Below are 12,903 nucleotides of genomic sequence, written 5' to 3'. Positions count from 1 at the left end.
CTCCATTCTTACCGATGTGAATGGCGGCGAGATTTCGTTACGATCAGGCATTTTTCGCCGAGCCGAGATTGATTCGGCGATCCTTCTGTGACAACATCGAATCACTCATCGGCTTTGCTTCCAGGTCCGCACAACAATGAAAAGAATGCCCGGCTCTTCCCCCATGACGCTCGCGCTCGACAACGTACTGCTCGACACCCGGGCGCGCCAGCTCGGCGGCTGGCGCCGCGGCGGCGCCGAATTCCTGTATTTCGGCTTCAAGAATGCGCGCGCCTGCCTGTTCGTGGGCCTGTTCTTTGCCGCCATGATGCTCACCCCGCGCGCGGGGATCCTGGGCATCCCGCGCTACGACGTGCTGCTGCTGGTGGCGCTGGCGATCCAGCTGTGGATGGTGCGCTCGGGCCTGGAGACGGTGGACGAGCTCAAGGCGATCTGCCTGTTCCATGCGGTCGGCTTCGTGCTCGAGGCCTTCAAGGTCTCCGGCACGATCCAGTCGTGGAGCTACCCGGACTTCGGCTATACCAAGCTGCTCGACGTGCCGCTGTTCTCGGGCTTCATGTACGCGGCTGTCGGCAGCTATATCGTGCAGGCCTGGCGCCTGTTCGACCTGCGCATCCGCCACCATCCGCCGCACTGGATGGCCTGGATCATTGCGATCCTGATCTACGTGAACTTCTTCACCCACCACTACATCGGCGACTACCGCTGGTACCTGGCCGCCTGCGCGCTCGGCCTGTATTCGCGCACCATGGTGGTGTACCGCCCGCTCGACCGCGACCGCAAGATGCCGCTGCTGCTGGCCTTCGTGCTGATCGGCTTCTTCATCTGGCTGGCCGAGAACATCGGCACCTTCTGGGGCGTGTGGCGCTACCCGAACCAGCTGGGCGCCTGGTCGAGCGTCCACGTGAGCAAATGGAGCTCCTGGTCGCTGCTGGTGATCATGACCTTCACCATCGTCGCCAACCTCAAGCACATCAAGGAAAAGATCCACGTGGCGCGGGCATGAACCGAATCCGCCCGGTCGAGGAAGCACCATGAAGCGACCCATCGCGGTTGCCTCCCTGGTCTGCCTGCTGGCGGCCCAGCTGCCTGGCGCCTGCGCCGCCGGCGCGCAGGGCGGCCGTCCGGACGCGGCGGCCGGCAGCGACATCCGGGCCGTGCTGGCGGGGCTCGAGCGCCAGCGCGCCGGCGCCATCCTGCGAGGCGACACCACTGCCCTGCGCGTGCTGATGGACCGGCAGTACTATCATGTGGAGAGCCGTGGCCGGGTACGCAGCAAGACCGAGCTGCTCACCGCGATCGAGCGCAAGCAGATCCGGTTCCGGGTCTACGAGGCCGAATCGACCGAGATCCAGGTGCTCGACGGCGGCGTGGCCGCGGTCGTCACCGGCGTCTTCCGCAGCCGGCTGGCGGGTGCCAGGGCCAGGCCTTTCCGCGGGCGCTACGTGCGCGTGTGGGTACGCCAGCCGGATGGCTGGAAGAACACCTTCCACCAGGGCACCGAGATCCGGCCGGCCCAGGACAACTGCCGGTGCGACTAGCCGGCAGCCGATGGTGCGTCGCTGTCGGGATGCACCAGCAGCGCCCGTGCCAGGTCGGCCGGCGCCATCTCGATGCCCGCCATGTCGGCATTGAAGTTCACGCCCGCCCGCATGCCGTCGTCGTGCATGCCGCGCAGCCAGGTGTCGACGAAGTCCTCGAATGCGATCGGGACGGGCGCATAGGCGGACCACTCGCCCTGGGCGTGGCGGCGCGCTTCGGCCTGGCTGGACCAGAACACCAGCACCTGGGCCTCGCCCTCGTTCGACTGGCAGCATGCCCAGCCTTCCGGCGATTGCAGGCCCCACACGACGCCGCTGTCGCGTACGGCCCCGATGAAACGGTCGCGGTCGGCCTGGAGATCGGCATTCAGGTGCAGCGTCATGGTATTCCTTCGATGGGTTCGTGGGTCACGCATCCGCCGGGGCGGCGGTGCTCCAGCTGAAGGCGCCGCTGCTGGCGGAGAACAGCAGTTCGGCCCCGCTGGCGTCGCGCAGGCGCGCCTTGAATTCGCGCGCCGGCAGGACGTGCAGGCTTTCGGCTTCCGGCTCGACGTCGATCGCGCGCACCGTGACCTCGCCTGCCACCGACAGGATCTCGGCGCCGGCCACCGCGCTGTGCTGCGCGCGCTGGGTTTGCAGCCTGGCCTGGAAGGCCACGCCCGCTTCCTGCTCGGCCTCGATGTCCTTGAGCTCCTGCGCAAAGGCCGACATCTGCTTGAGGGCCGGGGCGACGCCGGCGGCGAGTTTCTTGAACATCGGCTGCTGTTCCGGGGTGAGCACCAGTTCGCCCTTGCGCACGCGCCCGGCCAGCTTGACATAGCTGGCCACGTCCGGCTGGGCCGACAGCTCCTGCATGGTGCTGCGGCGCTGCGCGGCCAGCTTGCCGAACTGATCGATGCGTTCGCCGATCATGCCGATTGCCGCATCGATGCGGCTGCAGTCGGGGCGCAGCACGAAGACCCGCATCTCGCTGTGCCCGCGCGGCGCGGCGCGCTCGATCGTCACCCGCCGGGCGGCGATGGCGCAGCCCTCGGCCTGGCCGACATGCACTTCGTCGGCGATGATCTCGCAATTGAGCGCTTCGGCCACGGTGACCTTCACGCCCGAGATGGTGCAGTTCTCGGCGCGCTGCACGTTCACCTCGCCCTTGACGCTCTGGATGATGGCGCTGGAGGCCACGCCCATCACCTGGATCGGGCCGTCGGCATTGCGCGCGCTGCCGCCCATCAGGTTGCGGTCCAGGCGCACGACGCCGCCGCGCGAAGCGATATGCCCGTACACGTCGGCATGCACCGTGATGCCTTCGCCCTCGATGATGCGGTTTTCCTGGACCTCGCCGAATTCCTCGTAGTCGCCGGTGAGCTGCAGGTTGCCGGTGGTGCGGGCGCTCACGCCGTCGTGGCTGACGATCTTGTCGCCCACCGTGATCTGGCTGCTGGCGCGGTCCACGTTCAGGAAGCCGTCCTGCAGGGCGACGAGGAATTCGCCTTCCGCGATGCGGTCGACCACGGTGCCGGGACCGCTCAGTTTATCCAGCTCGAGATCGGCCGGCACCTCGGGCGGCAGCGCAATGCCGGACAGGTCGAAACCGGGTTCGCCGTGCACGCGCGGGAGCTTCTGCAGCAGCCGGTTGCCGCGGTGGACCTGGGGGAAGCGGTTCTGGAAGCTCATCAGGTCGAGCTTGCCGTTGGCGAGCTGGCGCGGCGCGTCGCTGCGGTGCAGGTCGTTCGAGACCTCGACCACGCGCGCGTCTTCCCCCGGCTTGGGCGGCAGGCGGCGCGCCACGGTGTAGCGGCCGGCGGCGCCGCTGTCGATCGCTTCCTGGACCGCGGCGACGTCGATGCCGAAGCGGATCCCCTTGGTCCACATGTCGGCGATGAATTCGTCGCGATCGAGCCGGGCCGGCTGCTCGACGCCTTCGTCGTCCGCCATGAACAGCGGCTCGAAATAGTATTCGGCCTGGCCGTCGGCGATCTTCGCGGCGCGGTACAGCAGGCGGCGCTTCGGGTCGAAGGGCAGGATGTCGTCGGCCAGGCGGATCACGGTTTCGCCGCGCGCATTGCGCGGCAGCTCGGGACCATGGCCGAACAGGGCCTTGAGCAGGACGGCATAGTCCAGGCCTGCAAAATACTGGTTCTTCAGGAAGACGGTGTCGACCGCCGCCAGCAGCGCCGGGCCGAGCGCGGTCGCGTCGGCGTAGACGCCGTCGGACTGCCTGGCGATGCACTGGCCGCCCGCGACAGCGCCAGCCGGATCGCGTGCGGCAGGTGGCGCTACAGTGGTGGACAGGACGGACTCGGACACGATCGTGCTCTTCAATCAGCTAGGTAAACGCCAAGATACCATGTCGCGACATACAAATAAACGTATGGCAACAATATTCCTTATGGGAAACCTGCCTGGAGCCGCGATGAACCGCGCTTTCCAATGAAAAACGGCGCCCATGGCGCCGTCTTCGTCATATCGCTTGCCTTCAGCGGCGCCGTGCGTTCGGATACAGGTCCGCACCGGCTTCGTTGATCTGGCGGCGCAGGTCGCGACGCTCGTCCGGCGTCATGCGTCCGCCGCGGCGCTCGTCGCGCACCCGGTTGGCCTCTTCCTGCATCACGGCGCGGCGCTGTTCTTCGCGCATCTCGTAGGCACGCGCATCGAAGCGCGGCTCCTGGGCGCGGGTATCGAACCGTTCGCGCTGCTGCTGGATATCTTCGCGGCGCGCACCACGGTCGCGTTCCTGGGCCATGGCGCCGGCCGCGGTGCAGGCCAGCGCGCAGGCAAGAACGCCGTGCCGCACGAAAGTGGCGAAACCCCGGACGAACCCATTCCCGGCGGTGCCGCATGCTGCCTGGTTTTTCATAAGCGCGTCGTTCATAGTGTTCCTCTTCCGCGATGCCATATAAACAGATAAGCTGTGATTTCCACTTGCCGCCGATGGCCAGCTGTGTCCTTCACTTGCAGCCAGTTTATGTGCATACCGTCTGAGGTGTAAGCCTGATTGGGTAAAGTTTGTAACACAATGTAATGGCTGAGCCATATGGACGAGATGTTCAATCGATAACACGTTACCATAGCGACATGCATCTGACAATTCTGGAATCCATATGAATTCATCGACGAACAACACCAATACGAACGCACCTCCGGGCGCCCAGGGCGGCCACAGCGCGAAAATCATGGTTGTGGACGACGACGTGCGCCTGCGCGACCTGCTGCGGCGCTACCTCACCGAGCAGGGCTTCCAGGTGGTCACCGCCGAAAGTGCGCCGGCCATGAACAAGCTGTGGCTGCGCGAGCGCTACGATTTGCTGGTGCTCGACCTGATGCTGCCCGGCGAAGACGGCCTGTCGATCTGCCGCCGCCTGCGCGGCGCCGGCGACCAGACTCCGATCATCATGCTCACCGCAAAAGGCGAAGACGTCGACCGCATCGTCGGCCTCGAGATGGGCGCCGACGACTACCTGCCGAAACCGTTCAACCCGCGCGAGCTGGTGGCCCGCATCGGCGCGGTCCTGCGCCGCAAGGGCCCGGACGAAATCCCGGGCGCGCCGAGCGAGACCCCGCAAACCTTCGAGTTCGGCGACTTCGTGCTCGACCTGGGCACCCGCACGCTCAAGAAAAACGGCGAGACCGTGCCGCTGACCACCGGCGAATTCTCGGTGCTCAAGGTGTTCGCCCGCCACGCCCGCCAGCCGCTGTCGCGCGAGAAGCTGATGGAATTGGCCAGGGGCCGCGAATACGAAGTCTTCGACCGCTCGCTGGACGTGCAGATCTCGCGCCTGCGCAAGCTGATCGAACCCGATCCTTCCAGCCCGCTGTACATCCAGACCGTCTGGGGCCTGGGCTACGTCTTCATCCCTGAAGGCCAGCCCCGCTAGTGTTCGCACCTTTTACGGCGGCGCGCCGCGCCGCACGCTTTGCCTGGTACCGCAGCGGCCTGTTCTGGCGCACCTTCCTGCTTATGTCGCTGCTCACCGCGGCCTCGATGGGCTCGTGGATCGGCATGATCAGCGTCTTCCAGCGCGATCAGAAAGTCCAGCAGACGGCCGAGCTGGTGGGGTCGGCGGTGACCATCACCAGGGCCGCCCTCACCCACTCGGCGCCGGACCTGCGCCGCGAGCTGCTGCTCGAGCTGGTCTCCAACGAAGGCATCCGCGTACTCACGCTCAACGACTACGACATCGTCGAGCCGCCGCCGAGCACGCCCCTGATGGCGGACATCGCCAAGGCAGTGCGCGAACGCCTCGGCAAGCAGACGCGCCTGTCGAGCTCCGTGAACGGCGTCCCGGGTTTCTACATCAGCTTCAACATCGACGAAGACGAGTACTGGCTAATGCTCGAGCGCGAGCGCCTCACCGGCCTGTCGGGCGTGCAGTGGCTCGGCTGGGCCACCCTGGTGGGCCTGCTGTCGCTGGTGGGCGCGGCCGTGATCTCGAATCTCGTCAACCTGCCGCTGGCGCGCCTGACGGCTGGCGCGCGCGCCATCGCCAAGGGCGAGCGACCAACGCCGCTGCCCGAGAAAGGTTCGCAGGAGATCATCGAAGCGAACCGCAGCTTCAACCAGATGGTGGAAGACCTGGCCCAGGTCGAGAAGGACCGCGCCGTGATCCTGGCGGGCATCTCGCACGACCTGCGCACGCCGCTGGCGCGCATGCAGCTCGAGATCGAGATGGTCGACCTGCCGCAGGATGCGCGCGAAGGCATGCAGTCGGACATCAACCAGATGGACGCGATCATCGGCCAGTTCCTCGACTTCGCCAAGCCGACCGACGCCTCGACCTTCGTGTCGGTGAACCTGTCCGAGATGCTGTCGGACGTCGGCCGCGAGGCCGGCCGCATCCGCGACCTGAAGGTGGTGGTCGACCTGATGCCGGGCGTGCACGTGATGGGCAACGCCACCGACCTGCGCCGCGTGGTCAACAACATCATCGAGAACGCGCGCAAGTACGGCAAGACCCCGGGCCAGGACTATACCGAGATCGCCATCGTGCTGCGGGTCAAGGCGACCGGCCACGGGCGCCGTGCGGTCATCGAGATCTGCGACCATGGCGTGGGCGTGCCGGAAGACCAGATCCCGCAGCTGCTCAAGCCCTTCACGCGCCTGGACAGCGCGCGCGGGCAGGCCAATGGCGCGGGGCTGGGTCTGGCGATCGTCGAACGGGTGCTCACCCGCCACAATGCCGAACTCACTGTCAGCAATCGCGAGGGTGGCGGCCTGCTGCTGCAGGTGGCGCTGCCGCTGGCGGGCTGACACATGCCTGCCCAAGCGCAAGCGGCGATCGCGCTAGCCTACGACGCGCTGGCCGAGCGCTGGCGCGACGGCGACTTCAACGCCGCCAACGGCATGCGCCAGCACGAGCGCGCCCTCGCCTTCCTCGCACCGCAAGCGGGTGGCTGGGCGCTGAACGCCGGCTGCGGCTGCAATACCCGTTTCAATCCGCTGCTGCGCGCGCATGGCCTGCAGATCGAGGGCGTCGACATTTCCGCGCGCATGATCGCGCTGGCGCGCGAGGCCGATCCAGCCGTTCTCCTGCACCATGCCGACGTCTGCGCATGGCAGCCGCCGCGCCGCTACCGCTTCATCACGGCCTGGGACAGTCTCTGGCATGTTCCGCTGGCAGAGCAGCGGCCGGTCATGCTGAAGCTGCTTAGCGCATTGGAAGACGGCGGCGTGTGCGTGTTTTCCATCGGTGGGCTGGACGCGCCGGGCGAGCATGTCGACGACACGATGGGGCCCGCAGTCTATTACAGCACGCTGGGCATACCGGGCCTGCTCGCGCTGATCGCCGAGGCGGGCTGCGTGTGCAGGCATCTCGAGTTCGACCAGTACCCCTTGCAGCACCTCTACCTGGTGGTGCAACGGATGGCGCCAGGCGCCGTGGCCTAGCGCGACGAGTGCAGCCAGTCGTCCCGGTTGCGCTCGAACAGCCGCAGGCCCTGCTCCGTGAATTCCATCACGCCCCGATGCCGCAGGTAGAGGTCGAGGAACTGCCCGATGCAGGCGCGCTGGGCCGGCGTGATCCGCCGATAGAAATCGAGGCGTGCGGCGCCGTAGCTGGCGACGGCGGCATCCGGCAACAATTCATCGTCGATTTCCGCGCCCGCGTTCACCGCTTCGCCCGGCGGGGGCAACAGGAATGCTTCCATCACCTGGCCGACGTAATTCGTGCGCCCGCCGTGTTCGACCAGGATCGAGGCCAGCATCAGGTGGCTGGCGAGGTAGTAGTCGAAGACCGCCGGTGGCAGGCCCTGCATCCAGCCGCTCAGGCTGATGTCCAGCTCGCCGTAGAGCAGGCGGTAGCCGACCGCTTCCGGCCACGGGGCGCCGTCCAGCAGCTCCCGTGCGTGCCGCGCCAGCGAGCAATCAAGCGCCATGCCCGCCATGGGCGGCAGCGGGAAGCGCGGGAAGGCGGCGTACAGCGCGCGCTCCAATTCCAGGTGCAGGGTCAATGGTGGGGACAAGGGCGCTCCTTCATGCAGCGAGCATGCCTGGGTGGCGATGCTCCGGACCGGCAATTCTGGCACGCGCGGCGGAAACTTGCCATCGACCGGGCTGCGGCCTTCGCTATACTATCGGCTTCCGACCTTCGCGAGATCCCCATGACTGATACCGCCCTCTCCTACCGTGACGTCGAACTGGCCGCCGAGCGCCTCGCAGGCGCGGCGCACCGCACGCCGGTCAAGACCTCGACCACCGCCAACCGCATCAGCGGCGGCGAACTGTTCTTCAAGTGCGAGAACTACCAGCGCATGGGCGCCTTCAAGTTCCGCGGCGCCTACAACGCAATCGCGAAGTTCGACGATGCCCAGCGCGCCGCCGGCGTGGTGACTTTCTCGTCGGGGAACCATGCGCAGGCGATCGCGCTGTCGGCCCAACTGGCGGGCATCAAGTCGGTCATCATCATGCCCGTTGATGCCCCCGCGCTGAAGGTCAAGGCCACCAGGGAATACGGCGGCGAAGTGGTCACCTACGACCGCTACACGGAAGACCGCGAAGCGATCGGGCGCCGGCTGTCGGAAGAACGCGGCATGACCCTGATTCCGCCCTACGACCACCCGGACGTCATCGCCGGCCAGGGTACGGCGGCCAAGGAGCTGTTCGAGGAGACCGGTCCGCTCGACCTGCTGCTGGTCTGCCTGGGCGGCGGCGGCCTGCTGGCCGGCTGCGCACTGGCCGCGCGCGCGCTGTCGCCGCACTGCAAGGTGATCGGCGTGGAGCCGGAAGCCGGCAACGATGGCCAGCAGTCGCTGCGCAAAGGGGAAATCGTGCACATCGCGGTGCCCAGGACGATCGCCGACGGCGCCATGGTGACCCATCTCGGCGTGCACAATTTCGAGGTGATCAAGCGCCATGTGGACGACATCGTCACCGTGAGCGACGCGCAGCTCGCGCAAACGATGGCCTTCTTTGCCGAGCGCATGAAGATGGTGGTCGAGCCGACCGGTTGCCTGGCGGCGGCTGCGGCCCTGCACGGCGTGGTCGACGTCAAGGGCAAGCGCGTCGGCATCCTGATCAGCGGCGGCAACGTCGACCTGGCGCGCTTCGCCGAACTGGTTACGGCTGCGTGATGGAATTCATCCAGTCGCCGGAGCTCCCGGCGCCCGCCGGGCATTATTCGCAGGCCGTCGTCACGCGCGGCGGCCTGGTATTCGTGTCGGGCGTGCTGCCGGCGCGCGCGCTGGCCGGCGCCGGCTTCGAGGCCCAGTGCGCTTCGGTGTTCGAGCAATGCGAGAAGATCCTGCGCGCCTCCGGCTGCGCCCTGGAGGACGTCGCGCAGTGCACGGCCTACCTGGCCGGTAGCGAGCACTGGCCGGCGTTCAACCTGCTGTACGCGGCCGTATTCGGCGAGCACCGTCCGGCACGCGCGGTGGTGCCGGTCCCAAGCCTGCATTATGGTTTCCTGGTGGAAGTGCAGCTTGTGGCGCAATTGCCGAATAGCTGAGTGATTCTCGCGCCTTTGCCGCGCACGCGTGTGCTACCGAACAGAGAATTGTAATTTTGACATTAATAATGGAGGCTCAAGAACAAGGAGCCGACCATGAAGCGTCATCTCTGCCTTAGCCTCATCATTGCAGCCACCACCCTCACCACGCCGGGCGCCTTTGCCGGCTCGGACATCGTCAAATGCGTCGATGGCGCCGGACACGTCACGCTGACCGACCAGGCCTGCGAAGGCGGCACCGCCACCGTGCGCCTGGCCAGCAGCAGCGTGCCGGAAGACGCGCCGCGCGCCGAACCGCATCCGCTGGCGGCCGAGCATGTCGCCCTGCCGCCGCCACCGGTGCAGCGCCGCCACCTGGCGCCGCGCGTCAAGGCCAAGCCGATGATGCGCGACGTCGCCACGCTGAAGGAAGCGCGGGCGCATTTCCTGATGCTCGATTCGGCGCCAAGGCAGACGCTGGCGACGCTGGATTGAGTCGACGCCGGCGCGTTGGGTAGATCAGACGGGACGACTACTCAATGCAAATCATGCAGCCGCGTCACGCTCGCCACCTGCGGCGATGACTGCGCGCCGATCACCTTCAGCACATCCAGCACCTCGGGGTCGGTAATGAAATCGGCCGCCGAACGGGCTTGCAGCATGCGCTCCGGCGGCAGCGAGCGCGCCACGGCCCAGCCCTGCACATAGTCCACGCCGATCTCCGACAGGGTCTGCACGGTGGCCGCGTCTTCCGCCCATTCCGCGATGGTCTTCATGCCCAGGTTCACGGCCAGGCTCACGATCGCCTCGACGATGGCGACGTTGGCCGGATGGGCATTGATGTTGACGATGAAGTTGCCGTCGATTTTCAGCACGTCGGCCGGCAGCTCTTTCAGGTACGAGAACGAGGTGTAGCCGGCGCCGAAATCGTCCAGCGCCACCTTCACGCCGAAGCTGCGCACCTGGTCGATGAAGCGGCGCGTGTTGTCCAGGTCGTGCAGGGCGACGCTCTCGGTAATCTCCAGGCACAGGCGGCTGGCGATGTGAACGTAGCGGCCCAGGATGTCGAAGGTGTCCTGCACGAAGCGCTCGTCGTTGAGCGAGGCGCCCGACAGGTTCATGCACACGAAACGGGTGTTCACCAGCCGGTCGGCATGCTCGGCGATCCATGCGAGCGTAGTCGACAGCACCCAGCGGTCGATCACGCTGGCACGGCCGCTCTTCTCGGCCGCCGAGATCACGGCGCCGGCCGGCACGATGCGGCCATCGGCTTCGCGCATGCGCAGCAGCACCTCGAAGTTCAGCGATTCGTGCGGGTGCTTGAGCGACATGATCGGCTGCATCTCCAGCAGCAGGCAGTCGGTGGCGTTGGTGGCGGACAGGCGCGCAACCATGTCCAGTTCGGCCGCGCGCTGGCGGAAGGCTTCGGCGCCGCGCTCGTAGACCACCAGGCCTTCGCCCGATCCCGTCTTGGCTTCGCGGCAGGCGCGGTCGGCGGTGGACACCGCATCCTTCATGGCGATGCCCGGCGTGACTTCGATCAGGCCGACCGAGCCGCGCACGTGGAAGGCCTTGTCGCCCACCCGGTAAGGCGTGTTGCCGAGGCGGTCGACAATGCCGCGGCAGATGATCGAGGCCAGCGGGATCGCGGTTTCGGGCATCAGGACCACGAATTCGTCGCCGCCGACGCGGCCGATCTGCTGGCCGCCGGCCAGCATGGTGGCCATCCGCTCGCACACCTGCTTGAGCACTTCGTCGCCGGCCGCGTGGCCGAACAGGTCGTTGATCAGCTTGAAGCGGTCCAGGTCGACATAGGCCAGGGCCATCGGCTTGCCGGCGGCCAGGCCGCTCGCGGCCTGCGCGAACTCGCGCTCGATGCCGCGGCGGTTATAGACCTTGGTGAGCGGATCGTTGTTGGCCATGAACTGCAGCTGTTCGGTGGCCTTGTACTTTTCGGTGGTGTCCTGGAGCACGCCTTCGATGCGGGCGCGCGCCAGGGTGGCGCTGACCAGGAAACGCTGGGTGCCGTCGCGGCTGGTCAGTTCCATCTCGGCCTCGGCGCGGGCATGGACCTGCTCGTGCAGCTCGGTCCAGGTGCTCTCGGTGAAGAACTGGCGCCAGGCGGTACGGCCCGCAACGAAGCTGGTGATGCCCAGCATCTTCTGCAGGGCCGGGTTGACGCTCAGGAAGTGGCCGTACATGTCCAGCGTAAACAGCCCCACCGGCATGGCCTGGTAGGCGTGCTCGAGTTCCTGCTGGGCCGCTTCGCGCTGCTCGGTCTCGGTGCGCATCTGCTCGGCCACGGCCAGCGCGGCCAGCAGGCTCGAGGCCAGGGCGGCGGTGACGCTATTGATGACGCCCAGCAGCTCGCGCATGCCGAGCGCGGCCGCGGCGACCTCGGCGATCGTGGCCAGGAAGCTGACCGCGAACGAGGCGGCGAACCACGAGGCGACGCGGTTGCGCGATTCGGCAATGATCTTGAACAGGCCGACCGTCATCACCGAGAAACAGCACACGGTAATGCCCCACAACAGCGGCAGGTACATGCCATACGGCAGGAATATGGCGGCGGCCAGCATCGGCAGGCAAAGCCATTGCATGATGCGCATCGGCAGCACATAGCGCATGGCGGCGATGTTTTCGCGCAGCAGCGCCTGGTACAGGGTCAGCGTGGCGATGCCGTACAGTGTGATGGTCAGCGAGCGGCTGAGCAGCAGCCATTCCGACGGCAGGGTCTGGCCCAGCCACTGGATGTCCCAGCCGGCCGACAGCGCGCCCACCCGCAGGTTCAGGATCAGCCAGCCGGCGAACAGCACGTACAGCGGCTGGCGGTTGATCAGGGCGGTAATCAGGATGAACAGGGCCAGCACCACCATGCCGCCGTCGAGCAGGCCGGACTTGCGGTGGTATTGCTCGACCGAGAGCGCGTACTGGTCCGCAGGCCATTGCAGCACCGACAGGCGCGCCGGGCCGGCAAAGCGGGAGCGGCACAGCAGGCTGGAAGGCAGCGGCGACATCTTCAGGGCAAAGCCGGCTTTCGAGCCTTCGATGACGCCAGTGCCGGCGCCGCGCGTGGCGCTGCCGAGCGGGGCCAGGCTGCCGCCATCCCAGCAGCTCACATCCTGCGCATGGCGCGACGGGAATTCGACCACCTGGGCGCCGAGGCGCGGCATCGGTTCGAAGACGAACCAGACCGGGTCTTCGGCCAGATGCGTGTCATGGCCTGTGACCAGGCTGCCGGCCTGGGCGCGCGCCAGGGCGGCGCGCGGCGCCAGCGTGGCTTCGGTCTGCACAGTGACGACCATCGACAGCGGCACGTCGCCGACCGTACGGTATTGGTCGTGCCAGAAAATCAGGGCAATCAGGGAAACGATCCCGATCCCGAGCGGGATCAGGTAGTAGGCAAAGACCTTCAACACCCGCTCCACGACCGCCTGCGCTGCAGC

13 protein-coding genes are annotated in these 12,903 nt (G+C 66.9%); 8 read left to right on the top strand and 5 right to left on the bottom strand.

The window, feature by feature from the left end:
• The first annotated feature begins 163 nt into the window (after positions 1-163).
• Together AC3XQU_RS17305 and AC3XQU_RS17300 are read left to right on the top strand one after the other, a co-directional pair.
• On the top strand, positions 164-1,006 hold the full coding sequence (locus AC3XQU_RS17305; RefSeq protein ID WP_489875513.1) for a DUF817 domain-containing protein: 843 nt from the start codon (positions 164-166) through the stop codon (positions 1,004-1,006).
• Positions 1,007-1,034: 28 nt separating this feature from the next.
• The gene (locus AC3XQU_RS17300) at positions 1,035-1,541 is read left to right on the top strand and encodes a nuclear transport factor 2 family protein (protein WP_489875406.1); all 507 of its coding nucleotides are present in this window, start codon (positions 1,035-1,037) and stop codon (positions 1,539-1,541) included.
• Here AC3XQU_RS17300 and AC3XQU_RS17295 read toward each other — a convergent pair.
• The 3 genes from AC3XQU_RS17295 to AC3XQU_RS17285 all read right to left on the bottom strand — a co-directional run bounded on the left by AC3XQU_RS17295 (position 1,538) and on the right by AC3XQU_RS17285 (position 4,410).
• The gene (locus AC3XQU_RS17295; RefSeq protein WP_489875405.1) at positions 1,538-1,924 is read right to left on the bottom strand and encodes a DUF2750 domain-containing protein; all 387 of its coding nucleotides are present in this window, start codon (positions 1,922-1,924) and stop codon (positions 1,538-1,540) included. The two genes, AC3XQU_RS17300 and AC3XQU_RS17295, sit on opposite strands and share 4 nt — an antisense overlap.
• A gap of 25 nt (positions 1,925-1,949) precedes the next feature.
• Positions 1,950-3,845 carry a flagellar assembly protein A gene (locus AC3XQU_RS17290; protein ID WP_489875404.1) on the bottom strand — a complete coding sequence of 632 codons (1,896 nt, stop codon included), beginning with the start codon at positions 3,843-3,845 and terminating at the stop codon, positions 1,950-1,952.
• Positions 3,846-4,014: 169 nt separating this feature from the next.
• Positions 4,015-4,410, bottom strand: coding sequence for a hypothetical protein (locus AC3XQU_RS17285; protein ID WP_489875403.1), 396 nt, complete (start codon positions 4,408-4,410; stop codon positions 4,015-4,017).
• Between the two features lie 301 nt (positions 4,411-4,711).
• On the opposite strand from AC3XQU_RS17285, the gene ompR reads away from it, so the two are divergent.
• Genes ompR through AC3XQU_RS17270 form a run of 3 tightly spaced genes read left to right on the top strand, consistent with a single transcriptional unit; the run spans position 4,712 to position 7,422 of the window.
• The gene (gene ompR / locus AC3XQU_RS17280; RefSeq protein ID WP_051306146.1) at positions 4,712-5,413 is read left to right on the top strand and encodes an osmolarity response regulator transcription factor OmpR; all 702 of its coding nucleotides are present in this window, start codon (positions 4,712-4,714) and stop codon (positions 5,411-5,413) included.
• Positions 5,413-6,786 carry an ATP-binding protein gene (locus AC3XQU_RS17275; RefSeq protein ID WP_489875402.1) on the top strand — a complete coding sequence of 458 codons (1,374 nt, stop codon included), beginning with the start codon at positions 5,413-5,415 and terminating at the stop codon, positions 6,784-6,786. The genes ompR and AC3XQU_RS17275 overlap by 1 nt, the downstream gene beginning before the upstream one ends.
• Before the next feature lie 3 nt (positions 6,787-6,789).
• A complete protein-coding gene (locus AC3XQU_RS17270) occupies positions 6,790-7,422 on the top strand; it encodes a class I SAM-dependent DNA methyltransferase (RefSeq protein ID WP_489875401.1) in 633 nt (210 codons plus the stop codon).
• On the opposite strand, the gene AC3XQU_RS17265 is transcribed toward AC3XQU_RS17270, so the two are convergent.
• Positions 7,419-7,997 carry a hypothetical protein gene (locus tag AC3XQU_RS17265; RefSeq protein ID WP_489875400.1) on the bottom strand — a complete coding sequence of 193 codons (579 nt, stop codon included), beginning with the start codon at positions 7,995-7,997 and terminating at the stop codon, positions 7,419-7,421. The genes AC3XQU_RS17270 and AC3XQU_RS17265 overlap by 4 nt on opposite strands.
• A gap of 138 nt (positions 7,998-8,135) precedes the next feature.
• On the opposite strand from AC3XQU_RS17265, the gene AC3XQU_RS17260 reads away from it, so the two are divergent.
• The 3 genes from AC3XQU_RS17260 (at position 8,136) to AC3XQU_RS17250 (ending at position 9,952) form a co-directional block, all read left to right on the top strand.
• Positions 8,136-9,104: a threo-3-hydroxy-L-aspartate ammonia-lyase gene (locus tag AC3XQU_RS17260; protein WP_489875399.1), complete on the top strand. Its 969-nt coding sequence runs from the start codon at positions 8,136-8,138 to the stop codon at positions 9,102-9,104.
• Entirely contained in the window at positions 9,104-9,478 is a 375-nt protein-coding gene (locus AC3XQU_RS17255) for a RidA family protein (protein WP_489875512.1), read from the top strand. Before AC3XQU_RS17260 ends, AC3XQU_RS17255 begins: the two co-directional genes overlap by 1 nt.
• Before the next feature lie 96 nt (positions 9,479-9,574).
• Positions 9,575-9,952, top strand: a complete 378-nt coding sequence (locus AC3XQU_RS17250) for a DUF4124 domain-containing protein (RefSeq protein WP_489875398.1) — start codon at positions 9,575-9,577, stop codon at positions 9,950-9,952.
• A gap of 41 nt (positions 9,953-9,993) precedes the next feature.
• Here AC3XQU_RS17250 and AC3XQU_RS17245 read toward each other — a convergent pair whose 3' ends face one another.
• Positions 9,994-12,876, bottom strand: a complete 2,883-nt coding sequence (locus tag AC3XQU_RS17245; RefSeq protein WP_489875511.1) for a putative bifunctional diguanylate cyclase/phosphodiesterase — start codon at positions 12,874-12,876, stop codon at positions 9,994-9,996.
• Positions 12,877-12,903: the final 27 nt, after the last annotated feature.

It is taken from the genome of Telluria sp. AZSoR62 (assembly GCF_058111565.1).
Note: the sequence above shows the minus strand (reverse complement) of the source record. Positions and strands in the feature narration are given on the sequence as shown.